The 26,790-nt window shown below is 57.9% G+C and carries 26 protein-coding genes; 20 read left to right on the top strand and 6 right to left on the bottom strand.

The window, feature by feature from the left end:
* Positions 1–41 precede the first annotated feature (41 nt).
* The 8 genes from KB892_RS21990 to deoD all read left to right on the top strand — a co-directional run bounded on the left by KB892_RS21990 (position 42) and on the right by deoD (position 8,359).
* Positions 42–203 (top strand): DUF1328 domain-containing protein, encoded by a 162-nt coding sequence (locus KB892_RS21990; RefSeq protein ID WP_002887716.1) that lies wholly within the window; start codon positions 42–44, stop codon positions 201–203.
* Positions 204–356: 153 nt separating this feature from the next.
* The gene (locus KB892_RS21985) at positions 357–1,430 is read left to right on the top strand and encodes a patatin-like phospholipase family protein (protein ID WP_004146038.1); all 1,074 of its coding nucleotides are present in this window, start codon (positions 357–359) and stop codon (positions 1,428–1,430) included.
* A complete protein-coding gene (locus KB892_RS21980; RefSeq protein WP_002887780.1) occupies positions 1,427–2,221 on the top strand; it encodes a metal-dependent hydrolase in 795 nt (264 codons plus the stop codon). The genes KB892_RS21985 and KB892_RS21980 overlap by 4 nt, the downstream gene beginning before the upstream one ends.
* Before the next feature lie 130 nt (positions 2,222–2,351).
* Positions 2,352–3,629: a NupC/NupG family nucleoside CNT transporter gene (locus KB892_RS21975; protein ID WP_002887781.1), complete on the top strand. Its 1,278-nt coding sequence runs from the start codon at positions 2,352–2,354 to the stop codon at positions 3,627–3,629.
* Between the two features lie 416 nt (positions 3,630–4,045).
* On the top strand, positions 4,046–4,825 hold the full coding sequence (gene deoC / locus KB892_RS21970) for a deoxyribose-phosphate aldolase (protein WP_002887784.1): 780 nt from the start codon (positions 4,046–4,048) through the stop codon (positions 4,823–4,825).
* Positions 4,826–4,938: 113 nt separating this feature from the next.
* Positions 4,939–6,261 carry a thymidine phosphorylase gene (gene deoA / locus KB892_RS21965; protein WP_002887787.1) on the top strand — a complete coding sequence of 441 codons (1,323 nt, stop codon included), beginning with the start codon at positions 4,939–4,941 and terminating at the stop codon, positions 6,259–6,261.
* 52 nt (positions 6,262–6,313) lie between these two features.
* Positions 6,314–7,537, top strand: coding sequence for a phosphopentomutase (gene deoB, locus KB892_RS21960; protein ID WP_004151380.1), 1,224 nt, complete (start codon positions 6,314–6,316; stop codon positions 7,535–7,537).
* A 102-nt stretch (positions 7,538–7,639) separates the two neighbouring features.
* A complete protein-coding gene (gene deoD, locus KB892_RS21955; RefSeq protein WP_002887789.1) occupies positions 7,640–8,359 on the top strand; it encodes a purine-nucleoside phosphorylase in 720 nt (239 codons plus the stop codon).
* Between the two features lie 80 nt (positions 8,360–8,439).
* Here the strand turns inward: deoD and lplA are convergent, their stop codons facing one another.
* Together lplA and KB892_RS21945 are read right to left on the bottom strand one after the other, a co-directional pair.
* A complete protein-coding gene (gene lplA / locus KB892_RS21950) occupies positions 8,440–9,456 on the bottom strand; it encodes a lipoate--protein ligase LplA (protein ID WP_002887791.1) in 1,017 nt (338 codons plus the stop codon).
* Positions 9,456–10,103, bottom strand: coding sequence for a YtjB family periplasmic protein (locus KB892_RS21945; protein WP_002887794.1), 648 nt, complete (start codon positions 10,101–10,103; stop codon positions 9,456–9,458). The genes lplA and KB892_RS21945 overlap by 1 nt, the downstream gene beginning before the upstream one ends.
* Before the next feature lie 104 nt (positions 10,104–10,207).
* Between KB892_RS21945 and serB the strand changes: the two genes are divergently transcribed.
* From serB to nadR, 3 genes are read left to right on the top strand one after another with little or no spacing between them, the layout of a single operon-like run.
* Positions 10,208–11,179, top strand: coding sequence for a phosphoserine phosphatase (gene serB / locus KB892_RS21940; protein ID WP_002887797.1), 972 nt, complete (start codon positions 10,208–10,210; stop codon positions 11,177–11,179).
* Between the two features lie 9 nt (positions 11,180–11,188).
* Positions 11,189–12,571 carry a DNA repair protein RadA gene (gene radA, locus KB892_RS21935; protein WP_002887800.1) on the top strand — a complete coding sequence of 461 codons (1,383 nt, stop codon included), beginning with the start codon at positions 11,189–11,191 and terminating at the stop codon, positions 12,569–12,571.
* A gap of 21 nt (positions 12,572–12,592) precedes the next feature.
* Positions 12,593–13,825, top strand: a complete 1,233-nt coding sequence (nadR, locus tag KB892_RS21930; RefSeq protein WP_002887802.1) for a multifunctional transcriptional regulator/nicotinamide-nucleotide adenylyltransferase/ribosylnicotinamide kinase NadR — start codon at positions 12,593–12,595, stop codon at positions 13,823–13,825.
* 93 nt (positions 13,826–13,918) lie between these two features.
* Here nadR and ettA read toward each other — a convergent pair whose 3' ends face one another.
* On the bottom strand, positions 13,919–15,586 hold the full coding sequence (ettA, locus tag KB892_RS21925; protein ID WP_002887805.1) for an energy-dependent translational throttle protein EttA: 1,668 nt from the start codon (positions 15,584–15,586) through the stop codon (positions 13,919–13,921).
* Positions 15,587–15,814: 228 nt separating this feature from the next.
* Here ettA and sltY point away from each other — a divergent pair, with 228 nt between their 5' ends.
* Both sltY and trpR read left to right on the top strand, forming a co-directional pair.
* Positions 15,815–17,752, top strand: coding sequence for a murein transglycosylase (gene sltY / locus KB892_RS21920; RefSeq protein ID WP_002887806.1), 1,938 nt, complete (start codon positions 15,815–15,817; stop codon positions 17,750–17,752).
* A gap of 88 nt (positions 17,753–17,840) precedes the next feature.
* On the top strand, positions 17,841–18,170 hold the full coding sequence (trpR, locus tag KB892_RS21915) for a trp operon repressor (RefSeq protein WP_002887809.1): 330 nt from the start codon (positions 17,841–17,843) through the stop codon (positions 18,168–18,170).
* On the opposite strand, the gene yjjX is transcribed toward trpR, so the two are convergent.
* A complete protein-coding gene (gene yjjX, locus KB892_RS21910; protein ID WP_002887810.1) occupies positions 18,157–18,672 on the bottom strand; it encodes an inosine/xanthosine triphosphatase in 516 nt (171 codons plus the stop codon). The genes trpR and yjjX overlap by 14 nt on opposite strands.
* Positions 18,673–18,785: 113 nt before the next feature.
* Between yjjX and gpmB the strand changes: the two genes are divergently transcribed.
* Positions 18,786–19,433 (top strand): 2,3-diphosphoglycerate-dependent phosphoglycerate mutase GpmB, encoded by a 648-nt coding sequence (gene gpmB, locus KB892_RS21905; protein WP_002887811.1) that lies wholly within the window; start codon positions 18,786–18,788, stop codon positions 19,431–19,433.
* Here the strand turns inward: gpmB and robA are convergent.
* Positions 19,430–20,299: an MDR efflux pump AcrAB transcriptional activator RobA gene (gene robA, locus KB892_RS21900; RefSeq protein ID WP_002887812.1), complete on the bottom strand. Its 870-nt coding sequence runs from the start codon at positions 20,297–20,299 to the stop codon at positions 19,430–19,432. The genes gpmB and robA overlap by 4 nt on opposite strands.
* Positions 20,300–20,508: 209 nt before the next feature.
* Between robA and creA the strand changes: the two genes are divergently transcribed.
* From creA to creD, 4 genes are read left to right on the top strand one after another with little or no spacing between them, the layout of a single operon-like run.
* Complete coding sequence (gene creA / locus KB892_RS21895; RefSeq protein ID WP_002887814.1) at positions 20,509–20,982, top strand: protein CreA; 474 nt, start codon at positions 20,509–20,511, stop codon at positions 20,980–20,982.
* A 12-nt stretch (positions 20,983–20,994) separates the two neighbouring features.
* Positions 20,995–21,684, top strand: a complete 690-nt coding sequence (gene creB / locus KB892_RS21890) for a two-component system response regulator CreB (protein WP_002887820.1) — start codon at positions 20,995–20,997, stop codon at positions 21,682–21,684.
* Entirely contained in the window at positions 21,684–23,108 is a 1,425-nt protein-coding gene (gene creC / locus KB892_RS21885) for a two-component system sensor histidine kinase CreC (protein ID WP_002887823.1), read from the top strand. Before creB ends, creC begins: the two co-directional genes overlap by 1 nt.
* A 60-nt stretch (positions 23,109–23,168) precedes the next feature.
* Positions 23,169–24,527 (top strand): cell envelope integrity protein CreD, encoded by a 1,359-nt coding sequence (gene creD / locus KB892_RS21880; protein WP_002887826.1) that lies wholly within the window; start codon positions 23,169–23,171, stop codon positions 24,525–24,527.
* A gap of 62 nt (positions 24,528–24,589) precedes the next feature.
* Here the strand turns inward: creD and arcA are convergent, their stop codons facing one another.
* A complete protein-coding gene (gene arcA / locus KB892_RS21875) occupies positions 24,590–25,306 on the bottom strand; it encodes a two-component system response regulator ArcA (RefSeq protein ID WP_002887843.1) in 717 nt (238 codons plus the stop codon).
* A 95-nt stretch (positions 25,307–25,401) separates the two neighbouring features.
* Here arcA and yjjY point away from each other — a divergent pair, with 95 nt between their 5' ends.
* Both yjjY and KB892_RS21865 read left to right on the top strand, forming a co-directional pair.
* Positions 25,402–25,542, top strand: coding sequence for a YjjY family protein (yjjY, locus tag KB892_RS21870; protein WP_004146984.1), 141 nt, complete (start codon positions 25,402–25,404; stop codon positions 25,540–25,542).
* Positions 25,543–25,938: 396 nt separating this feature from the next.
* The gene (locus KB892_RS21865; protein ID WP_002887846.1) at positions 25,939–26,625 is read left to right on the top strand and encodes a tRNA/rRNA methyltransferase; all 687 of its coding nucleotides are present in this window, start codon (positions 25,939–25,941) and stop codon (positions 26,623–26,625) included.
* The last annotated feature ends 165 nt before the right edge of the window (positions 26,626–26,790 follow it).

Below are 26,790 nucleotides of genomic sequence, written 5' to 3'. Positions count from 1 at the left end.
GCAAACCGCTGTTCACCGTCCATTATGGTAAGGAGAAAAGTATGTTTCGATGGGGAATTATTTTTCTGGTCATTGCATTAATTGCTGCGGCTCTGGGCTTTGGTGGTCTGGCGGGTACGGCCGCTGGCGCAGCGAAAATCGTCTTTGTCGTCGGGATTATCTTGTTCCTGGTGAGCCTGTTTACAGGACGCAGACGTCCTTAGGCGGCCCGCGATGCGGGCGATACTGAAGCCTAAGCATTTTTACTGACACGTCATCTTACACAAAGCCAGTCCTGAGGACTGGCTTTCGCGGTTTAAGCGGCGGGCAAATTGCGTTACCTTGTCAGGAGAAGATCAATCGAACAGGAAAGCAGGGTGGGGCAACGCATTCCCGTCACGCTGGGCAATATCGCCCCGCTGGCGGTTAAACCCTTCCGACCAGGCAAGCTGGCGCTGGTATGCGAAGGCGGAGGACAGCGAGGGATTTTTACTGCCGGGGTGCTGGACGAATTTATGCGCGCCGGATTTAACCCCTTTGACCTGATGCTGGGTACTTCCGCCGGCGCGCAAAACCTCTCCGCCTACATGTGTAATCAGCAAGGCTATGCCCGCAAAGTTATCACCCGCTACACCACTTCACGCCAGTTTTTCGATCCGATGCGCTTTGTGCGCGGCGGCAACCTTATCGATCTCGACTGGCTGGTTGAGGCCACTTCGCAGCAAATGCCGCTTGCCATGAACTATGCCGAAGCGCAGTTCGCGTTGGGCAAAGAGCTGTGGCTATGCGCTTGCCGCGGTGACGATTACTCCGCCAGCTATTTTTCGCCGACGCCGCAAACGTGGCTGGATCTGATCCGCGCCTCCAGCGCCATCCCCGGCTTTTATCGCAGCGGCGTGTTGCTCGACGGCGTTAGCTACCTAGACGGCGGCGTCAGCGATGCGATCCCGGTGCAGGAGGCGGCCCGCCGCGGCGCCCAGACCATCGTGGTGATCCGTACCGTCCCTTCGCAGATGTTTTATACCCCGCAGTGGTTCAAGCGGATGGAGCGCTGGCTGGGAGAGAGTAGTCTGCAACCGCTGGTCAATTTGGTGCATCATCACGAAACCACCTACCGCGCCATCCAGCAGTTCATCGAGAAACCGCCGGGTAAGTTGCGGATCTTCGAAATCTATCCGCAGCGGCCGCTGCGCAGCATGGCGCTTGGCAGCCGACTACCGGCGCTGCTGGAGGACTACAAAACCGGGCGCCAGTGCGGCCGTTATTTCCTGGCAACGGTGGGTAAACTACTGGCCGACCAGCCGCCGCTGCTGCGCCACGCGCCGCGTATTGCCCGGCCCGCGCCGGTGGTGGTGCCGCCGGTGCCGGTGGCCAATGAAGCGCCCCAGGCGACCATCATTCCTGCGCCCCAGGCGAATGACCCCAGTTTTGATCATGAGGATCTGGCGTGACGCACCGTTTTATCGATACCCACTGTCACTTTGATTTTCCCCCCTTCGCGGCAGATGAGGTCGCCAGCCTGGCGCGTGCGGCGCAGGCCGGCGTCGGGCGAATTATCGTTCCAGCCATCTCTGCTGAGCGTTTTAGCCGCGTGCTGGCGCTGGCAGCTCAGCACGAAGCGCTGTACGCCGCGCTGGGTATGCATCCGATCGTCATCGAAGAGCATACTGATGAGGGACTGGCGCAGCTGGAAGCCTTGATGGCGCAGCGGCCGCCTAAACTGGTGGCGGTGGGAGAGATTGGCCTCGATCTTTATCGCGACGATCCGCAGTTTGATCGTCAGCAGGCGCTGCTGGAAGCGCAGCTGAGGCTGGCGAAGCGTTACGATCTGCCGGTGATCCTCCACTCCAGACGCACCCACGATAAGCTGGCGATGCTGCTGAAAAAACATGCCCTGCCGCGTACCGGAGTCATCCATGGCTTTGCCGGCAGCCTGCAGCAGGCCGAGCGCTTCGTTCAGCTTGGCTATAAGATCGGCGTTGGCGGCACCATTACCTATCCCCGCGCCAGTAAAACCCGTGAAGTGATGGCGCGTCTGCCGCTTTCCGCTCTGCTGCTGGAGACCGATGCGCCGGATATGCCGCTAAATGGCTTTCAGGGACAGCCCAATCGACCGGAACAAGCTGCACGGGTATTTGAGGCGCTGTGTGAACTGCGTCCGGAGTCGCCGGCAGCCATAGAAGAAGGGATCATGCACAATACGCTCGCCTTGTTTTCCCTTCCCCCGGCCTCTGTATGGTGATCGATTTCTCATAATTGTCCATCCATATCATTGATTTGCTTAAAATGTGTGAAGCCAGACGGGCAGGATAGTTTCAGGCCGATATAATCACGCGGTTAGTACTGGACTATCAAAAACACAGGGAATCTGTATGCAAATCCTCATGGGACTTATCGGCATGGTGGCGCTATTGGCCATTGCTGTGCTGCTCTCCAATAACCGAAAAGCCATTAACCTGCGCACCGTGCTCGGCGCCTGGATAATCCAGGTGGGTATCGGCGCATTGATATTATATGTACCGGCCGGGCGCTCGGCGCTGCTAGCGATGTCGAATGGCGTCGCCAGCGTAATCGCCTATGGTAACGAAGGGATCAGCTTTATCTTCGGTGGGCTGGTCTCCGATAAAATGTTCGAGGTGTTTGGCGGCGGCGGCTTCGTCTTTGCCCTGCGCGTGCTGCCGGTGATCGTCTTCTTCTCGTCGCTGATTGCCGTGCTTTACTACCTGGGCATTATGCAACTGGTCATTCGCATTCTCGGCGGCGCGCTGCGGGCAGTGCTGAAGACCTCACGTACCGAATCGCTATCGGCTACAGCGAACATCTTCGTTGGTCAGACCGAAGCGCCGCTGGTGGTGCGTCCTTATATCGCCACCATGACCCGCTCGGAGCTGTTTGCGGTCATGTGCGGCGGCCTGGCCTCGGTGGCGGGCTCGGTACTGGCGGGCTACGCGCAGATGGGCGTTCCGCTGGAGTACCTTATTGCCGCGTCGTTTATGGCGGCGCCGGGAGGCCTGCTGTTTGCCAAAATTATCGTACCGGAAACGGAAAAACCGGACGATAACCCGGCTCATGACAGCCAAAGCGCTGACGCGGATAAACCGGCCAACGTGCTGGATGCCGCCGCCTCCGGCGCCGCGTCTGGTATGCAACTGGCGCTCAACGTCGGCGCGATGCTGCTGGCGTTTATTGCGCTGATCGCCCTGCTGAACGGCATACTCTCCGGCGTCGGCGGCTGGTTTAACCATCCTGAGCTGTCGCTGCAGATGATCCTCGGCTGGATCTTCTCACCGCTGGCGTGGGTGATTGGCGTGCCGTGGCACGAAGCGACGGTGGCGGGGTCGTTTATCGGCCAGAAGCTGATCATTAACGAGTTCGTGGCCTACATGAACTTTGGCGAATATTTAAAGGCAGATGCCGAAGTGGCGGCGGCCGGGCTGCAGGTCATTTCAGATCACACCAAAGCCATTATCTCTTTCGCGCTGTGCGGCTTTGCCAACCTGTCATCGATCGCCATTCTGATTGGCGGACTCGGGGGAATGGCGCCCAACCGGCGGCAGGATATCGCTCAGCTTGGGCTACGTGCGGTAGCGGCGGGGACGCTGTCCAACCTGATGAGCGCCACCATCGCTGGGGTTTTTCTCGCCCTGTAAGCCTGTCTCCTGAACCAGCGGCCACCGTGCCGCTGGTGTTGCTGTAAATGTGATAATTCCATCACCACTCTCTTTTTTGAAAAAAGGTTTATATTTCAATTTGTAGCGTTTTTATTGCCCGTAAGTTGGGCAAAATGTGCGCCACGCTATCGAGTGTACCTGTTATTGTGTGTTAGAATTATCACATTCTCATCGGCGGTATAGTATCGATTATGCTTAAGAGGGGACTAACGATAATTGCTGCGGTATTGAGTGCTAATTTGTGATTTTAATCACGTTACAGTAATGCAAATTAGTAAGTAGTTTTCATTAACTGTGATGAATGTCGAAGTGTAACGACGAGCGAATGTTACAATAGTAACAGACTCGCAAGGTGAACAAACTATTGATCCGGCATGACGCCGGCGGAGTATGAAATGACTGATTTAAAAGCAAGCAGCCTGCGCGCGTTAAAACTGATGGACCTGACCACTCTGAATGACGACGACACCAATGAGAAAGTCATTGCCCTGTGTCATCAGGCGAAAACGCCGGTGGGTAACACCGCGGCGGTCTGCATCTACCCGCGCTTCATCCCGATCGCCCGTAAAACGCTGAATGAGCAGGGGACGCCGGATATTCGCATCGCCACGGTCACCAACTTCCCGCACGGGAATGACGATATCGACATTGCGCTGGCGGAAACCCGCGCGGCGATCGCTTACGGAGCAGATGAAGTGGACGTGGTCTTCCCGTACCGCGCGCTGATCGCCGGCAACGAGCAGGTCGGTTTCGAGCTGGTGAAAGCCTGTAAGGAAGCCTGTGCGGCGGCTAACGTGCTGCTGAAAGTGATCATCGAAACCGGTGAGCTGAAAGAAGAAGCGCTGATCCGTAAAGCGTCTGAAATCTCTATCAAAGCCGGGGCCGATTTCATCAAAACCTCGACCGGTAAAGTGCCGGTGAATGCCACGCCGGAAAGCGCGCGCATCATGATGGAAGTGATCCGCGATATGGGCGTTGAGAAAACCGTTGGCTTCAAACCGGCGGGCGGCGTGCGCAGCGCGGAAGACGCGCAGCAGTTCCTGGCGATCGCTGATGAACTGTTCGGCGCCGACTGGGCCGATTCTCGTCACTATCGTTTTGGCGCATCCAGCCTGCTGGCTAGCCTGTTGAAAGCCCTGGGTCACGGCGACGGCAAGAGCGCCAGCAGCTACTAATCCCTTGATTTGCCGGATGGCGCTGCGCTTATCCGGCCTACGAATTGATGCCTGTAGGCCGGATAAGGCGCTCGCGCCGTCATCCGGCAATTTATTCTCTTTGGGAGGTTACCGTGTTTCTCGCACAAGAAATTATTCGTAAAAAACGTGATGGTCAGGCATTAAGCGATGAAGAGATCCGCTTTTTCATCAACGGCATCCGCGACAATACTATCTCTGAAGGGCAGATCGCCGCGCTGGCGATGACCATCTTCTTCCACGATATGTCTATGCCGGAGCGCGTTTCGCTGACCATGGCGATGCGGGATTCCGGTACCGTTCTGGACTGGAAAAGCCTCAACCTTAACGGTCCGATCGTCGATAAACACTCTACCGGCGGCGTCGGGGATGTCACTTCGCTGATGCTGGGGCCGATGGTGGCCGCCTGCGGTGGTTACGTACCGATGATCTCCGGCCGCGGCCTCGGCCATACCGGCGGTACGCTGGACAAACTGGAAGCGATCCCGGGCTTCGATATCTTCCCGGACGACAACCGCTTCCGCGAGATTATTAAAGATGTTGGCGTGGCAATTATCGGGCAGACCAGCTCCCTTGCCCCGGCCGACAAACGTTTCTATGCCACCCGCGATATTACCGCGACGGTGGACTCCATCCCGCTGATTACCGCCTCGATTCTGGCGAAGAAGCTGGCGGAAGGGCTGGATGCGCTGGTGATGGACGTCAAAGTCGGCAGCGGCGCGTTTATGCCGACTTATGAACTCTCTGCCGCGCTGGCCGAAGCGATCGTGGGTGTCGCCAACGGCGCCGGCGTGCGCACCACCGCGCTGCTGACCGATATGAATCAGGTACTGGCCTCCAGCGCCGGCAACGCCGTTGAAGTTCGCGAAGCGGTGCAGTTCCTGACCGGCGAATACCGCAACCCGCGCCTGTTCGACGTGACAATGGCGCTGTGTGTGGAAATGCTGATCTCCGGCAAGCTGGCGGCGGACGATGCCGAGGCGCGCGCGAAGCTGCAGGCGGTGCTGGATAACGGTAAAGCGGCGGAAGTGTTTGGCCGCATGGTCGCGGCGCAGAAAGGGCCGAGCGACTTTGTCGAGAATTATGCTAATTATCTGCCGACGGCGATGCTGAGCAAAGCAGTCTATGCTGATACCGAAGGTTTTATCAGCGCGATGGATACTCGCGCGCTGGGCATGGCAGTGGTTTCTATGGGCGGCGGCCGCCGTCAGGCATCGGACACCATTGACTATAGCGTTGGCTTTACCGAGATGGCGCGTCTGGGTGACCGCGTCGACGGACAGCGTCCGCTGGCGGTGATCCATGCCAAAGACGAGAACAGCTGGCAGGAGGCCGCGAAAGCGGTCAAAGCGGCCATTAAACTGGACGATAAAGCCCCGGAAATTACACCGACAGTCTATCGCCGTATCACTGAATAGCGATATACTGATCTGATCGCTTTTTTGCAGCGCAAGATGTATGGAGAACAAGATGAAACGTGCATTTATCATGGTGCTGGACTCCTTTGGGATTGGCGCAACGGAAGACGCAGACCGCTTTGGCGACGTCGGCGCCGATACGCTGGGCCACATTGCAGAAGCCTGCGCCAAAGGCGAGGCTGACCACGGCCGCAAAGGCCCGCTGAATTTACCGAACCTGACCCGTCTGGGTCTGGTGAAAGCGCATGAAGGCTCCACCGGTAAAATTGCCGCGGGTATGGATGGCAATGCCGAAGTGATTGGCGCCTATGCCTGGGCGCATGAACTTTCTTCCGGTAAAGATACCCCGTCCGGCCACTGGGAAATCGCCGGCGTGCCGGTGCTGTTTGACTGGGGCTACTTCAGCGACCAGGAAAACAGTTTCCCGCAGGAGCTGCTGGATAAGCTGGTGAAACGCGCCAACCTGCCGGGCTATCTCGGCAACTGCCACTCCTCCGGGACGGTGATCCTCGATCAGCTCGGCGAAGAGCATATGAAAACCGGGAAACCGATCTTCTATACCTCCGCTGACTCGGTGTTCCAGATCGCCTGTCACGAAGAGACCTTTGGCCTCGACAAGCTGTATGAGCTGTGCGAAATCGCGCGTGAAGAACTGACCGAAGGCGGCTATAACATTGGTCGCGTGATTGCTCGTCCTTTCGTGGGCGACAAAGCCGGTAACTTCCAGCGTACCGGTAACCGTCACGACCTGGCGGTAGAGCCGCCGGCGCCGACCGTGCTGCAGAAGCTGGTCGACGAGAAAAACGGCCACGTGGTGTCCGTGGGTAAAATCGCCGATATCTACGCCAACTGCGGTATCACTAAGAAAGTGAAAGCCACCGGGCTGGACGCGCTGTTCGACGCGACCATCAAAGAGATGAAGGAAGCGGGCGACGAGACTATCGTCTTCACTAACTTCGTCGATTTTGACTCCTCCTGGGGCCACCGTCGTGACGTCGCTGGCTACGCGGCGGGTCTGGAGCTGTTCGACCGCCGTCTGCCGGAGCTGATGGAGCTGGTTGGTGAAGACGACATTCTGATCCTCACCGCCGACCACGGCTGCGACCCGACCTGGACTGGTACTGACCACACCCGCGAGCATATCCCGGTGCTGGTGTACGGCCCGAAAGTGAAACCAGGTTCGCTCGGTCACCGTGAAACCTTCGCGGACATCGGCCAGACTATTGCGAAATACTTTGGTACGTCTGACATGGAATATGGCAAAGCCATGTTCTGAGGTCATTGCCCGGTGGCGCACAGCGATCCGGGCCTACGATTTGTAGGCCGGGTAAGGCGTAGCCGCCACCCGGCAAAAACAACAATGTAAAAGGAACTGAAGATGGCAACTCCTCACATTAACGCAGAAATGGGCGATTTCGCTGACGTCGTTTTGATGCCGGGCGACCCGCTGCGCGCGAAGCACATTGCAGAAACCTTCCTCGAAGACGTGCGTGAAGTGAACAACGTGCGCGGCATGCTGGGCTTCACCGGTACCTATAAAGGCCGCAAAATCTCCGTGATGGGCCACGGGATGGGTATCCCGTCCTGCTCTATCTACACCAAAGAGCTGATCACCGATTTCGGCGTGAAGAAAATCATCCGCGTGGGCTCCTGCGGCGCGGTGCGTGAAGATGTCAAACTGCGTGACGTGGTGATCGGCATGGGCGCGTGCACCGACTCTAAAGTGAACCGTCTGCGTTTCAAAGACCATGATTTTGCGGCGATTGCCGATTTCGGCATGGTGCGTAATGCGGTAGACGCGGCGAAAGCGCTGGGCGTTGACGCGCGCGTCGGCAACATCTTCTCCGCAGACCTGTTCTATACGCCGGACCCGTCCATGTTCGACGTGATGGAAAAATACGGCATTCTGGGCGTGGAAATGGAAGCGGCGGGTATCTACGGCGTGGCGGCGGAGTTCGGCGCGAAAGCGCTGACCATCTGCACCGTCTCCGACCACATCCGTACCCACGAGCAGACCACTGCCGCTGAACGTCAGACGACCTTCAACGACATGATCAAAATCGCGCTGGAATCCGTGCTGCTGGGCGATAAAGAGTAAGAGCTGTTGTGCCGGGTGGCGGCTTCGTCTGACCCGGCCTACGGTTTTCCAGGCCCGCTAAGCGCAGCGGGCTTTTTTTATCAGCGCACTGCGCCGGCAATCCACGCCGACAGTTCTTTCAGTTCCGCTTCCTGCTCCGGGAAATCGCCGACCAGCGCCTCGCACTGCTGCTGTAATACTTCTGCCCGATACTGACAGCCGACTAAGCGTGCCGCCAGGGCCTCCAGCGGCGCCGGGTTCAGGCTATCGGTAAAGGCCTGCGCGCGGGTGATATGCCCTTTTTCGACGTCAAAATGCAGCTCAACGCCGCCCCAGCGAAAGCGCTCGTCCAGAAGATGAGAGAAGGCCGGCGCCTGGCCGAAGTTCCACTCCCAGCTGCTCTGACGGGCGAAGGTCTCAGCAAAATTTGGTAGATCCGGCGTGTTGTCCGGGGAGATCACCTCGGCGTCCACCCGTTCGCCGTAATGGCTGAAGAATGCTTCCTGGATCGCCTCGCAAACTTGCTGATGGGTAATGCCCGGCAGCAGCTCAACCAGGTTCGCCACCCGTCCGCGCACCGAGGTAATGCCTTTAGCCTGCAGCTTTTTCTGGTCCGGGTTGAGGTAGTTGGCGAGACGGCTTAAATCGGCGTTGAGTAGCAGGGTACCGTGATGAAAACCGCGGTCCATGGTTTCACGATAGGCGGAGCCGGAGACTTTGCGGTCGCCGCTGTCGGTTTTGACCACCAGATCGTTGCGCCCGGAGGCTTCGGCGGTTACGCCGAGTGAATTAAGCGCCGCCAGCACAATAGCGGTGGAGACGGTTTTGTCGTACTCCGGTTTGCCTGCCATAAAGGTAAAGCAGGTATTGCCGAGGTCGTGGAACACCGCGCCGCCGCCGCTGCTGCGACGGGCCAGCCGCACATGGTCTTCCTCCATGCGGCGGGTATTACACTCCTTCCACGGGTTCTGCGCGCGGCCGATGACCACGGTATCGGCATTGCGCCACAGGAACAGCACCCGCTGGGTGGCGGGCATCTGGCGGAAAATGCACTCCTCGACCGCCAGGTTGAACCACGGGTCGTAAGAGTCAGAGAGCAGGAGGCGCAATGTGGACATTATAGATTTCCTTTCTTTTCATCGTCTTCATCCTCAACCGGCTTGTTGGCGGTGAGCAGGAAGGGCGATTGCTGCCAGCGGGTGCGTTTGCCCTGCAGCAGCGTGCGGGTCAGCACCACGCCGATAGCCAGGGACAGTAACAGCATCAGGCGTAAGATATTGGTGGTATTATCCACCTGCTTCGCCTCGGTCGCCAGGGTATGAGTATCGAGGGTCAGACGCAGGTAGCCCAGCGGGCCGTTTTTTCCTGGCACCGGTTCGACAATCTGCTGGTTGAAGTAGCCGCCGGCTTTTTTACCATCCAGCGCCAGCCGGTCGCGAACCTCGACGCTTTCGCCAGAGCGCGCCACCAGGTCGCCCTGTTCGTCATATACGCCGGCGTCCAGGACGCGGCTGTTATGGGTTAGCTGGGTCAACAGCTGATTGATGCGCTTCTCGTCAGGCGTCTCGCTGCGCATCAGCGGCGCGAGATTCAGCACCACCTGCTGCGCCAGCGTGCGGGCCAGCTCTTCCAGCTGCGGATTGCGTTGTTTCTGACTGTTCTGACTGAACCACGAAGCGCCCTGCATCAGCGCGACGAGTAGGGCGAGACAGATAAGAACAATGACCGCACGATGCAGCCGGAATTTCAGTTTTGCGCGAACCATATTCCACCTTTGAAAATTTGCAGCTTAATGTTGCCAGAAGCGCTGGTTACAAGGTAGCCTCATGCGTTATTTTCCTCGCCTGAATGAAGAGATGTGGAGCCGTAATGCCTAACAGTTTGACCTGGTGCGACCTGCCTGAAGACGTTTCCCTGTGGCCTGGGTTGCCGCTTTCCCTGAGCGGCGACGAGGTCATGCCGCTGGATTATCACGCCGGGCGCAGCGGCTGGCTGCTGTATGGTCGCGGTCTGGATAAACGTCGGCTGACGGCGTGGCAGCGTGAGCTGGGCGCCGCGTTAGTGATCGTTGCCTCCTGGGTGGTCGAGGATTACCAGGTGATCCGTCTGGCCGGTTCGCTGACTCCCCGTACGACGCGACTGGCGCATGAGGCGGGGCTGGACGTCGCGCCATTGGGTAAAATTCCCCATTTGCGCACCCCGGGCCTGCTGGTGATGGACATGGACTCCACGGCGATTCAGATCGAATGCATCGATGAGATTGCGAAACTGGCCGGCACCGGCGAGCTGGTCTCGGAAGTGACCGAGCGGGCGATGCGTGGCGAGCTGGACTTCACCGCCAGCCTGCGCCAGCGCGTGGCGACGCTGAAAGACGCCGATGCCAGTATTTTGCTGCAGGTTCGCGACGCGCTGCCGCTGATGCCGGGCCTGGCGCAGCTGGTGCTCAAGCTGGAAACGCTGGGTTGGAAAGTGGCGATCGCCTCCGGCGGTTTCACCTTCTTTGCCGAGTATCTGCGCGACAAACTGCATCTCGACGCGGTATTCGCCAATGAGCTGGAGATCCGCGACGGCAAGCTCACCGGCAACGTGCTCGGCGATATCGTCGATGCGAAATATAAAGCCAATACGTTGCGCAAGCTGGCGGAAAAGTATGAGATCCCAACGGCGCAAACCGTGGCTATCGGCGATGGCGCCAACGACCTGCCGATGATTAAGGCAGCAGGGCTTGGCATCGCCTATCACGCGAAGCCCAAAGTGAATGAACAGGCGGAAGTGACTATCCGCCACGCTGACCTGATGGGGGTATTCTGTATTCTCTCGGGCAGCATGAACCAAAAGTAAGAGGTAAACGTGGCGAAAGCTCCAAAACGCGCATTTGTCTGTAATGAATGTGGTGCGGATTATCCGCGCTGGCAGGGGCAGTGCAGCGCCTGCCATGCCTGGAACACCATCACCGAGATGCGCATCGCCGCGTCGCCGCAGGTGGCGAGAAACGAGCGTCTTTCAGGCTATGCCGGTAACGCCGGCGTGTCGAAGGTGCAGAAGCTGTCAGATATCAGCCTGGAGGCGCTGCCGCGTTTCTCCACCGGCTTTAAAGAATTCGACCGCGTGCTGGGCGGCGGCGTAGTGCCGGGCAGCGCGATCCTGATTGGCGGCAACCCCGGCGCGGGCAAATCGACGCTGCTGCTGCAAACCCTCTGCAAACTGGCGGAAGGGATGAAAACCCTGTACGTCACCGGGGAGGAGTCCCTGCAGCAGGTGGCGATGCGCGCCCATCGTCTCGGGTTGCCAACGGCCAACCTGAACATGCTCTCGGAAACCAGCATTGAGCAGATCTGTCAGATCGCCGATGAAGAAAAGCCGCAGCTGATGGTGATCGACTCCATCCAGGTGATGCATATGGCCGACGTGCAGTCGTCGCCGGGCAGCGTCGCCCAGGTACGGGAAACCGCGGCCTATTTGACGCGCTTTGCTAAAACTCGCGGCGTGGCGATTGTGATGGTCGGCCACGTCACCAAAGACGGCTCGCTGGCCGGTCCGAAGGTGCTGGAGCACTGTATCGACTGCTCGGTGCTGCTGGACGGGGATGCCGACTCCCGCTTCCGCACGTTGCGCAGCCATAAAAACCGCTTTGGCGCGGTGAACGAGCTGGGCGTCTTCGCCATGACCGAGCAGGGCCTGCGCGAAGTGAGCAACCCGTCCGCTATCTTCCTCAGCCGGGGAGATGAAATCACCTCCGGTAGCTCGGTGATGGTGGTCTGGGAAGGGACCCGCCCGCTGCTGGTGGAGATCCAGGCGCTGGTCGATCACTCGATGATGTCCAACCCGCGCCGCGTTGCGGTGGGGCTGGAACAGAACCGTCTGGCGATCCTGCTGGCGGTGCTGCACCGTCACGGCGGCCTACAGATGGCCGATCAGGACGTCTTCGTCAATGTGGTCGGCGGGGTGAAGGTCACGGAAACCAGCGCCGACCTGGCGCTGCTGCTGGCGATGGTCTCCAGCCTGCGCGACCGTCCTCTGCCGCAGGATCTGGTGGTCTTTGGCGAAGTGGGGCTGGCCGGGGAAATTCGCCCGGTACCGAGCGGTCAGGAGCGTATCTCCGAAGCGGCGAAGCACGGCTTTCGCCGCGCCATCGTCCCGGCGGCCAATGTGCCGAAAAAAGTGCCGGAAGGCATGCAAATCTTTGGCGTGAAAAAGCTTTCAGACGCGCTAAGCGTTTTTGACGACTTATAATAAGTTAAAAGGAGATTAGCGATGTCGTCATTTGACTATTTAAAAAGCGCCATTAAGCAGAAAGGCTGTACCCTGCAGCAGGTGGCGGAAGCCAGCGGAATGACCAAGGGGTATCTTAGCCAGCTGCTGAATGCCAAAATCAAAAGCCCGAGCGCGCAGAAGCTTGAAGCGCTGCATCGTTTCCTCGGGCTGGAGTTTCCCCGCCGACAGAAAAGCGTCGGCGTGGTGTTTGGTAAGTTTTACCCGCTGCATACCGGGCATATCTACCTGATACAGCGCGCCTGTAGCCAGGTCGATGAGCTGCATATCATTATGGGCTATGACGATACCCGCGACCGCGAGCTGTTTGAAGAGAGCGCCATGTCGCAACAGCCGACGGTGCCTGACCGCCTGCGCTGGCTGCTGCAAACCTTTAAATATCAGAAGAATATTCGCATCCACGCCTTCAATGAAGAGGGGATGGAGCCCTATCCGCACGGCTGGGACGTCTGGAGCCATGGGATCCGCGCTTTTATGAGCGAAAAAGGGATCGAGCCGAACCGGATCTATACCTCGGAAGAGGCCGATGCGCCGCAGTACCTTGAGCATCTGGGGATCGAGACGGTGCTTATCGATCCTAAGCGGACCTTTATGAATATTAGCGGCGGGCAGATCCGCGAGAACCCGTTCCGCTACTGGGAATATATTCCGACGGAAGTGAAACCGTTCTTTGTGCGGACGGTGGCGATCCTCGGCGGCGAGTCGAGCGGTAAATCGACGCTGGTCAATAAACTCGCCAATATCTTCAATACCACCAGCGCCTGGGAATATGGCCGGGATTATGTTTTTTCGCATCTCGGCGGCGATGAGATGGCGCTCCAGTATTCGGATTACGATAAAATTGCCCTTGGGCATGCGCAGTATATTGATTTTGCGGTGAAATATGCCAACAAGGTGGCGTTCATCGATACCGACTTCGTCAGCACTCAGGCCTTCTGTCTGAAGTACGAGGGACGTGAGCACCCGTTTGTGCAGGCGCTGATTGATGAATACCGCTTCGACCTGGTGATCCTGCTGGAGAACAATACCCCGTGGGTGGCCGATGGACTGCGCAGTCTTGGAAGCTCGGTGGATCGTAAAGAGTTTCAGTCGTTGCTGGTATCGCTGCTGAAAGAGAACGAGATCGAATTCGTCCATGTGAAGGAGTCGGACTACGATGCCCGGTTCCTGCGCTGCGTCGAGCTGGTGAAACAGCTGATGGGCGAGCAGGGGTAGGTGCTCTGCGGGCTGTAGCCCTCACCCCAACCCTCTCCCAATGGGAGAGGGAGCAAACATTAAAAAAGGCAACTTGCGTTGCCTTTTTGCGTTTTATTTCGCGATACGTTTGTACTTGATTCGCTTCGGCTCCAGCGCGTCGGCGCCGAGAGTGCGTTTCTTGTACTCTTCGTACTCGGTAAAGTTACCTTCGAAGAACTCAACCTTACCTTCATCCTGGTAATCCAGAATGTGGGTGGCAATACGGTCAAGGAACCAGCGGTCGTGCGAGATAACCATCGCGCAGCCCGGGAACTCCAGCAGGGCGTTTTCCAGCGCGCGCAGGGTTTCGATATCCAGGTCGTTGGTTGGTTCATCGAGCAGCAGGACGTTACCGCCGACCTGCAGCAGTTTCGCCAGGTGCAGACGACCACGTTCACCGCCGGACAGCTCGCCAACGCGTTTACCCTGGTCGACGCCTTTGAAGTTAAAGCGGCCCACGTAGGCGCGGCTCGGCATCTCGGTGTTGCCGATCTTCATGATATCCAGGCCGCCAGACACTTCTTCCCACACGGTCTTACTGTTGTCCATCGCGTCGCGGAACTGATCGACGGAAGCCAGCTTAACGGTTTCACCCAGGGTGATGGTGCCGGAATCAGGCTGTTCCTGGCCGGACATCATGCGGAAGAGGGTGGATTTACCCGCGCCGTTCGGACCGATGATGCCGACGATAGCGCCTTTCGGTACCGAGAAGCTCAGATCGTCAATCAGAACGCGGTCGCCGTAAGATTTGCGCAGATGGCTGACTTCCAGAACTTTATCGCCCAGACGCGGGCCTGGCGGAATGAACAGTTCGTTAGTCTCGTTACGTTTCTGATATTCAACGTTGTTAAGCTCTTCAAAGCGCGCCAGGCGGGCTTTGCCCTTAGACTGACGGCCTTTCGCGCCCTGGCGAACCCACTCGAGTTCTTTCTCGATAGATTTGCGGCGTGCGGCTTCCTGAGAAGCTTCCTGCGCCAGACGCTGGTCTTTCTGCTCCAGCCAGGAGGAGTAGTTGCCTTCCCACGGAATACCTTCGCCGCGGTCAAGCTCGAGGATCCAGCCGGCGACGTTATCAAGGAAGTAACGGTCGTGGGTAATCGCCACCACGGTGCCTTCGAAGTCGTGCAGGAAGCGTTCCAGCCAGGCGACGGACTCGGCGTCGAGGTGGTTGGTCGGTTCGTCGAGCAGCAGCATATCCGGTTTTTCCAGCAGCAGACGGCACAGCGCGACGCGGCGGCGTTCACCACCGGAAAGATTAGCGATTTTCGCATCCCAGTCCGGCAGGCGCAGGGCGTCGGCCGCGCGCTCCAGCTGGACGTTCAGGTTGTGGCCGTCGTGCGCCTGGATAATCTCTTCGAACTTGCCTTGCTGTGCGGCAAGCTTATCGAAGTCCGCATCCGGCTCGGCGTATTTGGCATAGACTTCGTCCAGCCCCTTCAGCGCGTTAACCACTTCGGCGACCGCTTCTTCCACGGACTCGCGCACGGTGTGCTCCGGGTTGAGCTGCGGCTCCTGCGGCAGGTAGCCGATTTTGATGCCGGGCTGCGGACGCGCTTCACCTTCGATCTCGGTGTCGATACCGGCCATGATGCGCAGCAGGGTAGATTTACCGGCGCCGTTCAGACCGAGCACACCGATTTTCGCGCCAGGGAAAAAGCTGAGGGAGATATTTTTCAAAATATGACGTTTCGGCGGAACCACTTTGCCGACACGATGCATGGTATAAACGAATTGAGCCACGTTGGACTTCGCCTCTTTCTATTTTGATAGATAGTTCAAAGCCGAAGTGTAGCCTTTTTCGCGCGCTAATCCCAGCGAGGCGACAGGATTCACAGAAGCGTAAAAAAATGTCCAGGACATGGCGCGTTTAGCGTTGTCTGATTAGCATAAGTAAAGCCGCCTGCCGAACCGGCAGGGGTTTTTAAGCGGCACGATGCTGCGAAAATGCACCGGAAAGAGGAAGAGCTTGTGGAAAAAGCCAAAAAAATGACGTGGCATCTTTTGGCTGCCAGCGTTGGTTTGTTGACGTTGAGTCAGCTGGCGCATGCGGATTCACTGGATGAACAGCGCAGCCGCTACGCACAAATTAAGCAGGCGTGGGATAACCGGCAGATGGATGTAGTCGACCAGCTGATGCCCACGTTAAGCACCTATCCCCTGTATCCCTATTTGCAGTACCGACAGATCACCGACGATCTGATGAACCAGCCGGCGCTGGTGGTGAAAAACTTTATTGACGCCAATCCGACGCTGCCCCCTGCGCGTTCATTACGTTCGCGCTTCGTGAATGAACTGGCCCGGCGCAGCGACTGGCGCGGCTTGCTGGCGTTTAGCCCGGATAAGCCGACCAGCACCGAGGCGCAGTGCAACTATTACTACGCCAAGCTGAGCGTGGGACAGTCGCAGGAGGCCTGGAGCGGGGCGAAAGAGCTGTGGCTGACGGGCAAGAATCAGCCCGGCGCCTGTGAACCGCTGTTCAGCGCCTGGCGCGACTCCGGTCAGCAGGATCCGCTGGCATATCTCGAACGGATCCGCCTGGCGATGAAGGCCGGCAATATCGGGCTGGTGAAATCGCTGGCCCAGCAAATGCCCGCCAACTACCAGAGCATCGCCAGCGCCGTGGTCGCCCTGGCTAACGATCCAAACAGCGTCCTCACCTTCGCCCGCACCACCGGGGCGACGGACTTTACCCGTCAGATGGCCGCCGTCGCCTTCGCCAGCGTCGCCCGCCAGGACGTGGAAAATGCCCGCCTGATGATCCCTTCGCTGGTACAGGCTCAGCAGCTCAATGAGGATCAGACCCAGGAACTGCGCGATATTGTCGCCTGGCGCCTGATGGGTAGCGATGTAACCGAAGAGCAGGCCATCTGGCGCGATGACGCAATCATGCGTTCGCAGTCCACGCCGCTGGTGGAGCGGCGGGTACGGATGGCGTTGGGGACGGGCGATCGCCATGGCCTCAACACCTGGCTGGCGCGCCTGCCGATGGAGGCGAAAGAGAAAGACGAATGGCGCTACTGGCAGGCGGATCTGCTGCTGGAGCGCGGCAGGGATGAGGAGGCGCAGGCGATCCTTCGCTCGTTGATGCAACAGCGAGGCTTCTACCCGATGGTCGCCGCGCAGCGTCTTGGCGAGGAGTATACCTTCCGCATCGATAAAGCCTCGGGCACCATCGATCCGGCGCTGGCCTCCGGGCCGGAGATGGCGCGGGTACGTGAGCTGATGTACTGGAATATGGATAACACCGCGCGCACCGAATGGGCCAACCTGGTCACTAGTCGCACCAAATCCCAGCAGGCGCAGCTGGCGCGCTATGCCTTCGATCAGCACTGGTGGGATCTGAGCGTGCAGGCGACGATCGCCGGTAAGCTGTGGGATCAGCTGGAAGAACGTTTCCCGCTGGCCTATAACGACCTGTTTGCCCGCTATGTTAGCGGCAAAGATATTCCGCAGAGCTACGCGATGGCGATTGCCCGTCAGGAGAGCGCCTGGAACCCGAAAGTGCGCTCGCCGGTCGGCGCCAGCGGACTGATGCAGATTATGCCGGGCACCGCGACGCATACCGTCAGTATGTTCAGCATTCCCGGCTACAGCGGCCCGTCGCAGCTGTTGGATCCGGAAACCAACATCAACATCGGCACCAGCTATCTGCAGTACGTTTATCAGCAGTTCGGCAATAACCGTATCTACGCCTCAGCGGCCTATAACGCCGGGCCGGGCCGGGTACGCAGCTGGCAGGGGAACAGCGCCGGACGGATCGACGCCGTGGCGTTTGTCGAGAGTATTCCGTTTTCGGAAACCCGCGGCTACGTGAAGAATGTCCTCTCCTATGACGCCTACTACCGCTACTTTATGGGGCAGCAGGATAAGATCCTCAGCGATGCGGAGTGGCGCCAGCGTTACTGATCGCCGGGAAGTATGTTATGCTTTGTACTCGTTGAAGAGTACATTCGACGGGCAGCGTAAGCTGCCCGTCTCAATATGGTGGCGCGATATGACCCAACAATCTCCCTATTCCGCGGCCGTTGCCGAACAACGTCATCAGGAGTGGCTGCGCTTTGTTGCCCTGCTTCAGCAGGCCTATGCTGAGGATCTGCATCTGCCGTTGCTGCAGCTGATGCTGACGCCCGACGAGCGCGAAGCCCTGGGTACCCGGGTGCGCATTATCGAAGAGTTGCTGCGCGGCGAGATGAGCCAGCGTGAGCTGAAAAATGAGCTCGGCGCCGGAATTGCGACCATTACCCGCGGGTCGAACAGCCTGAAATCGGCGCCGGTAGAGCTGCGCCAGTGGCTGGAGCAGACGCTGCTGGCTAGCGATAAATAGCGTTATGGAACGGGCTTAGCGCCAGCACGACCGCCTGGTGGTAAACGCTGCTGCGGGTTAATCTGCCGCCGGTGAAAACCCCAATCGCCCCCTCTTTACGACCGATCTGATCGATGCCGGTATACTGCGACATGACCGGGCCGAGGGCTTCGCCAGCGCGAACCTGCTCAAGAATAACGTCAGGCAACGGCAGCGTGGCTGAGCGCGCTTCTCCGCGCTGGCTGGCGCTTTCGATGACCACCCAGCTAAAGGTGCTGTCATCGTCGATACCGGCTTCGATGGCTACCCAGAAATCGGCATTTGGCTGGGCAAGGCGCGCATTGGCGACGCGATTTCGTGCGCCAGCGCGCGTTTCCTCGCTGCCGAAGGGCTGTTCCGGCACGCCGCTCTCGACGGCGACGGACTCAATGTGGCAGGATCCTTCGCCGAAAATCTCGTCAAAAGCCTGCAGAATTGCCTGAATTTTGGCGGGATTAGTGGTCGCTGAGACAACATGGTGCATAATCAAAACAACTCAGAATAAACTAACGTCATCGCAGTATACTCTAAATCACCCCGAGGGCAGGCGGTAATGCCCGAAAGCGGTTGATAACGAGTCCAGAACGGAAAAAAAGCATGTTACAAGTATACCTTGTTCGCCACGGTGAAACGCAGTGGAACGCCGAGCGACGTATTCAGGGTCAGTCCGACAGCCCGCTGACCGCCCATGGTGAGCGCCAGGCCTGGCAGGTGGGCGAGCGCGCCAGAACGCTGGGGATCACCCATATCATTACCAGCGATCTGGGGCGAACCCGCCGCACAGCAGAAATTATCGCCGAAGCCTGCGGCTGCAGCGTGATCGCCGATGCGCGCCTGCGCGAACTGGATATGGGGGTGCTGGAGAAGCGCCATATCGACTCGCTCAGCGAAGAAGAAGAAGGCTGGCGTCGCCAGCTGGTCAACGGCACACCGGACGGTCGTATTCCGCAGGGCGAATCGATGCAGGAGCTCAGCGAGCGTATGCATGCGGCGCTGGCATCCTGTCTGGAATTACCCGCCGGTAGCCGGCCGCTGCTGGTGAGTCATGGGATCGCGCTGGGCTGCCTGGTGAGCACGATATTAGGGCTGCCGGCGTACGCTGAGCGTCGTCTGCGGCTGCGCAACTGCTCTATTTCGCGCGTCGACTATCAGCAAAGCCCGTGGCTGGCTTCCGGCTGGGTGGTGGAAACGGCGGGCGACGTCTCGCATCTTGACGCCCCCGCAATGGACGAGCTGCAGCGTTAACGGCGGATCGGGATCAGATACTCGCAGCGCAACTGAATCGGCGTGGCCTGATCCCGGCTTTCATCTTCAGGGTAGAAGCGTTCAATATCCAGCCCCTTGCGACGCGTCAGGTTCAGCATCGGCATGCAGGTGCCGTAGACGGTCAGGATGAATTCCTGCAGACCGGTACCCAGCCCTTCATACGTAAACATGACATACTCGCCGCCCTCCAGGGTCACTGGATGGGCATGCTGCAGGTGGCCGTTAGCCATCTCCGGCGTCAGCGCGGTGGTATAGAATACTTCCTGCTCATCGTCTTTTTCCAGGCTCGGACGCGGCTCATGCAGCCCGTAGAGCACCGGGGGGATTGACGGTGAGTTGCCGAGGAAGTCTCGCCAGAACTGGACCCGCATCTGGTTACGAAAATCGGAGATTTCCTCGAGCTTACAGGTATAGCTCTGGGTCACGCCAAGCAGCTGAGTAGGGGGCAGAGTGATAAACTCATGTTTCGGCAGGGTAAATTCGCCAAGACGCAGCGGCGGGCGCATACCGAACGAGCTCCAGTCCGGCGAGCGGCGGTAGAGCGCCGGCGTCAGCGAGAATTGTTTCTTAAACGCTCGGGTGAAGGTCTGCTGGGAGTCGAAACGGTACTGCAGCGCAATATCAAGGATTGGACGGGCGGTCAGGCGTAATGCGACAGCAGATTTCGACAAGCGGCGCGCGCGAATATAGGCACCGATGGCATGGCCGGTGACATCCTTAAACATTCGCTGCAAATGCCACTTGGAATAACCTGCCTTCGCCGCCACATTATCCAGAGAAAGCGGCTGATCCAGGTGACCTTCCAGCCAGCTAAGGAGATCGCGAATAATCCCTGCTTGATCCATAAAATGTCCCCATCCTTAAACACAGGTGCCTGATATTAAAGTAGCGGATAATAGCATTTTTTGATGTTTTAGCATTCAGTGTTTTTTTTGCTTTTAAATGCGGTAGGTCAGGGGATTTGAACGATAATTTTGTAAAGCTGTGATCTATAAACCTTTTCTGCTAAGTGCGTGATAATCACTCAGCTATATTTTTTAATAATGGTAACAATATGAAATACAAGAAGTTTGCGATGGGGCTGCTCCTGCTGGCCGGTAGCCAGCTGGCTCAGGCGGAGCAGATTGGTTCCGTGGATACGGTCTTCAAATGGTTAGGGCCGGATCACAAAATCGTCGTCGAAGCCTTTGACGATCCGGATGTACAGAACGTGACCTGCTATATCAGCCGGGCGAAAACCGGTGGCATCAAAGGCGGGCTGGGGCTGGCGGAAGATACCTCTGACGCGGCGATTTCCTGCCAGCAGGTCGGGCCGATTGAGCTAACGGACAAAATCAAAAACGGTAAAAGCCAGGGCGACGTGGTGTTCCAGAAGCGCACCTCGCTGGTGTTTAAAAAACTGCAGGTCGTGCGTTTCTATGATGCGAAGCGCAATGCGCTGGTCTATCTGACCTACTCGGATAAAGTGGTTGATGGCTCGCCGAAGAACGCCATCAGCGCCGTGCCGATCATGCCATGGAATAAATAAACGGGAGTGCGCATGCAGCAGCCACGGATTTGGTTAGTTGAGGATGAACAGAGTATCGCTGATACCCTGGTTTACATGCTGCAGCAGGAGGGCTTCCAGGTCAGCGTCTTTGGCCGCGGTTTGCCCGCGCTGGAGGCGGCGGCGCATCAGGCGCCAGATGTCGCCATCCTCGACGTCGGCTTGCCGGATATCAGCGGCTTCGAGCTCTGTCGGCGTCTGCTGACGCGTTATCCGGCGCTGCCGGTGCTGTTTTTGACGGCGCGTAGCGACGAGGTCGATAAGCTGCTGGGGCTGGAAATCGGCGCTGACGATTATATCGCCAAGCCGTTTTCACCACGCGAAGTCTGCGCGCGGGTGCGAACCGTGCTGCGGCGGCTGCAGAAGTTTGCCGCGCCATCGCCGGTGGTACGCGTCGGCGAGTTTGTGCTCGATGAGCAGGCGGCGGCGATCAGCTGGTTCGGCCAGCCGCTGAATCTGACGCGCTACGAATTTCTGCTGTTGAAAACCCTGCTTCACGCGCCCGGTCGCGTCTTCTCCCGTCAGCAGCTGATGGAGCTGGTGTGGATCGATGCCTGGGAAAGCCTCGACCGTACCGTCGATACCCATATCAAAACCCTGCGCGCTAAGCTGCGGGCTGTGAATCCTGAAAAGGCGCCAATCAATACCCATCGCGGTATGGGCTACAGCCTGGGGCGCGGCTGATGCGCATCGGCATGCGCCTGCTGCTGGGCTATTTTCTTATCGTCGCGATCGCCGCGTGGTTTGTGCTGTCGATCTTTGTCCAGGAAGTGAAGCCGGGCGTGCGCCGGGCGACAGAGGGGACCCTCAATGATACCGCTACCCTGTTGGCGGCGCTGGCGCGTGAGGATCTGCTGGCGGCAAACCCGCAGCAGGGCAGGCTGGCGCAGGCCTTTCACCAGCTCAACCAGCAGCCGCTCAACGCCAATATTGGCGGAATTAAAAAGGTACGTAATGAGTACCGCGTCTATCTGACCGATGCCCGGGGCAAGGTGGTGTTTGACTCCAGCGGGCAGGCGACAGGGCAGGACTATTCGCGCTGGAACGATGTCTGGCTCACCCTGCGCGGCCAGTACGGCGCGCGCAGTACGCGCAGCGATCCGCATGATGAAGCCAGCTCGGTGATGTATATCGCCGCGCCGGTGATGGATAAGGGGCGGATTATCGGCGTGCTGAGCGTCGGTAAACCCAACCTGGCGATGACGCCGGTCATTAAGCGCAGCGAGCGGCGGATCCTCTGGGCCGGCGGCGCCCTGCTGGGCATTGCGCTGTTGATTGGCGGCGGCGTCGTCTGGTGGATCAATTTCTCTATCGGCAAGCTGGTGCGCTATGCGGACTCGGTGACCGCTGAGCGCCCGCTGCCGCTGCCGGAGGTTGGCAGCAGCGAATTGCGCAAGCTGGCCCAGGCTCTGGAGAGCATGCGGGTAAAGCTCGAAGGTAAGAATGCCATCGAAAACTATGTCTATGACCTGACCCATGAACTGAAAAGCCCGCTGGCGGCCATCCGCGGCGCGGCGGAGATCCTGCGCGAAGGGCCGCCGCCTGAGGTAGCGGCGCGGTTTACTGATAATATCCTCGCGCAAAACACCCGGATGCAACTGCTGGTGGAGCGGCTGCTCCAGCAGGCGAGACTGGAAAGCCGGCTGGAGATAAAGCAGCATCCGGTGTCGATAGATGCGCTATACCAACGGCTGACGGAGGAGCGCAACATCGCTCTGGCGGCGAAAGCTATCACCCTGCGCTGGCGGGAGAGTGGGATGCTGGTCAATGGCGATGGCGAGCTGCTGGCCCAGGCGCTGGGTAATCTGCTCGACAACGCGATTGACTTTACCCCCCAGGGCGGTGAGATCGCCCTGGCTGCGGAGAAGCGAAATGAAGAGGTGCAATTGAGCGTTATCGACAACGGGTGCGGTATTCCGGACTATGCCCTGGAACGAATCTTTGAGCGATTCTATTCGCTGCCGCGCGAAGACGGCCATAAGAGCAGCGGCCTTGGGCTGGCGTTCGTTCGTGAAGTCGCGCGCCTGCATCACGGCGATATCAATCTGCACAATCGGCCCGAAGGCGGCGTGGTCGCCACGCTGCGACTTCACCGTCCCTTCACATAGCTTCAAATTCTCCCCACACAGCCGTCCTATTGTGAGGCCATCACGATAGGGAGAAAGGCTATGTTGAAATCACCGTTATTCTGGAAAATCACCACGTTAATAGGCTGTATTGTGCTGCTATCTTTGCCGTTAATGATGGTCAGGGAGCTTATTAATGAGCGAGCGGATTATCGTAACGAAGTGGTGGACGCCATTGAGCAAAGCACCAGCGGCTCGCAAAAACTCGCCGGACCGCTGATCGCTATTCCGATAACCGAGACCCTGACCCGCATGGAGAACCAAAAAGAGGTCAACTATCAGCGGAGCTGGGTGTATTACTGGCTGCCGGAGTCGCTGGCGGTCGCCGGCAAGCAGACCGTGGAGTCGAGGAGGGTGGGTATCTACAGCGGCCAGGTCTGGCATAACGTCTTGCAGATTAAGGCCTCGTTTGATCCGCTGCGTCTGGCGGCGCTGAGAAAAACGAATATCGTCTTAGGCCAGCCGCGGCTGGTGGTGAGCGTCGGCGATGCCCGCGGCATTGGCGCCATCCATGCCCCGGAGGTCAACGGTAACGTATTAAGCGTGGAGCCGGGGCTGGGGATAAGCGGCGATGGCGCAGGTATTCATATGCCAATGCCTGCGCTGGCGGAGGACAACAAGCCGCTTGAGATTGCCTTTTCACTCGATCTGAACGGGACGGGTGAGTTTTCACTGGTGCCGCTCGGGCGTAACAGCGAGCTGCAGCTGACCAGTAACTGGCCGCATCCCGGTTTTCTCGGCAGCTTCCTGCCAACGCAACGGGAAGTGAGTGCTGCCGGCTATCGCGCCCACTGGCAAAGCAGCTGGTTCGCCAACGATATGGGGAGCTATTTCAAGGATGATATGGAGATCCCGTGGTCGCGACTGCCGGCGTTCAGTGCCGATGTGATGTCCCTTGCCGACCAGTACCAGCTAACCGATCGGGCGACAAAATATGCCATCCTGTTAATCGGGCTGACCTTTATGGCTTTTTTCGTGTTCGAGAGCCTGACCCGTCGCCCCCTGCATCCGATGCAATATCTGCTGGTGGGCTTATCGCTGGTGCTGTTTTACCTGGTGCTGCTGGCGCTCTCAGAGCACATTGGTTTTACCGCCGCCTGGCTGGCGGCCAGCCTGTCTGGCGCGGTGATGAATGGGATCTACCTTCAGGCGGTGCTCAGAGGATGGCGTAACAGCCTGCTGTTTGTCGCCGCGCTACTGCTGCTGGATGGCGTGATGTGGTTTCTGTTGCATTCTGAGGATAGCGCGCTGCTGCTGGGTACCGGGGTGCTGGCGCTGGCGCTGAGCGTTCTGATGTTTTTGACCCGTCGCGTGGACTGGTATGCGTTATCGCTGCCGAAAGGCACAGTGCCTCCGACACCGGCTGCCGATGACGATAAGCTGCGTCTCTGGAAAGAGTGACGGCATAAAAAACGGCGCCCCTGGGGCGCCGTTTTCGCATCATGGCTGCGGAATAAATCGTATTATTCCTGCAGATCGCCACAGAAACGGTAGCCTTCACCGTGAATGGTAGCGATGATTTCCGGGGTATCCGGAGTGGATTCGAAGTGTTTACGAATCCGACGAATGGTCACGTCAACGGTACGGTCATGCGGCTTCAGCTCGCGACCGGTCATTTTCTTCAGCAGTTCGGCACGAGACTGAATTTTGCCCGGGTTTTCGCAGAAGTGCAGCATCGCGCGGAATTCACTGCGCGGCAGCTTGTACTGTTCGCCGTTCGGGCTAACCAGGGAACGGCTGTTGATATCGAGTTCCCAGCCGTTGAACTTGTAGCTTTCCACGCTGCGACGCTCTTCGCTCACGGTACCGAGGTTCATGGTACGGGAGAGCAGGTTGCGCGCGCGGATAGTCAGTTCACGCGGGTTAAACGGTTTAGTGATATAGTCGTCAGCGCCGATTTCGAGGCCAAGGATCTTATCCACTTCGTTGTCGCGGCCGGTTAAGAACATCAGCGCGACGTCTGCCTGCTCGCGCAGCTCGCGCGCCAGCAGAAGACCATTTTTACCCGGCAGGTTGATATCCATGATCACCAGGTTGATATCATTTTCAGACAGGATCTGATGCATTTCCGCGCCATCGGTCGCTTCGAATACATCGTAACCTTCTGCTTCGAAAATACTTTTTAACGTGTTGCGTGTTACCAACTCGTCTTCAACGATAAGAATGTGCGGGGTCTGCATGTTTGCTACCTAAATTGCCAACTAAATCGAAACAGGAAGTACCAAAGTCCCTGACCTGCCTGCTGCATGTCGCAAATTAACATGCGCGGCGTAACATGACTAAAGTACGTAATTGCGTTCTTGATGCACTTTCCATCAACGTCAACAACATCATTAGCTTGGTCGTGGGTACTTTCCCTCTGGACCCGACGGTGTCAAAAACGGCTGACATCCTAACCATTTTAACAGCAACATAACAGGCTAAGAGAGGCCGAACACCCAATAAAACTACGCTTCGTTGACATATATCAAGTTCAATTGTAGCACGTTAACAGTCTTGTGAAATCATTGCATCGCCATGCTCTTTATAGTCACAATCTTTACCAGGCTCAACTAGTTGCGTGGATAAATTAATAAATACAGTGAATCCAAAGCCTGAAACGATGCATCAGATGAAATTGCATTGCCCATCATATGGATAAATGGGTTCTGTTAACATACTCCTTGTCACGGCCTCCTGAGAACAGTTTAGATTTTTTTATGGGTAAGAAAACGCAATTTTAGTGATTTTTGTTGCAAATTTGTAAATTTTCACCGCGTAAAATGGGGGGCGCTGCGCCTCGATAACGCCTGAGAGAGAGAAAGAAACCGCAATGCGTTTAACGATTATTTTAGTCGGTCCTGCCCGGGCCGAGAACGTCGGCGCTGCCGCCAGGGCGATGAAAACCATGGGATTTCGCGAACTACGGATCGTCGATAGCGAAGCCCACCTGGCGCCGCCGGCACGCTGGGTGGCGCATGGCTCAGGCGACATCCTCGATGGTATCACCACCTATCCCACCCTTGCCGAGGCGCTGCATGACGTTGATTTTACCGTCGCCACCACCGCCCGCAGCCGCGCGCGTTTTCACTATTACGCCACGCCGCAGCAGCTGTTGCCGCTGCTGGAGGAGAAGGCGCAGTGGATGAACCATACTGCCCTGGTATTTGGTCGTGAGGACGCCGGATTGACCAATGAGGAGCTGGCGCTGGCTGATGTGTTGACCGGTGTGCCGATGGCTGCGGATTATCCGTCGCTGAATCTCGGCCAGTCGGTGATGGTCTACTGTTATCAATTAGCATCGCTAATGCAACAAACGGCGCCCGCCGCCGCTGCGGCAGACCATCATCAGCTGCAGGCCTTACGTACTCGTACCCTGGCGTTACTTTCGCGTTTGGGCGTTGAGGATGATGCCAAACTGGCCGACTGGTTGTCGCAACGGCTGGGCCTGCTGCAGCAGCGCGACACGGCAATGTTGCATCGTTTGCTGCATGATATTGAAAAAAACCTGCCAGAATAAAACTCTGCCATATTTTTTATTTATGGATGTGTACGCTGTTCTATGAGCTGGTTTTCCGCTGATCTGGATGTTTTTTCTCACGGCAGCGGGAAAATACGTAAGCCTGCTGAAATGGGGCAAATTGAGAAATTCATTGACTTAAGACGGCAGATACTTTAACCAATA

This window comes from Klebsiella sp. P1927 (genome assembly GCF_018204675.1).
Classification (GTDB): domain Bacteria; phylum Pseudomonadota; class Gammaproteobacteria; order Enterobacterales; family Enterobacteriaceae; genus Klebsiella; species Klebsiella pneumoniae.
Note: the sequence above shows the minus strand (reverse complement) of the source record. Positions and strands in the feature narration are given on the sequence as shown.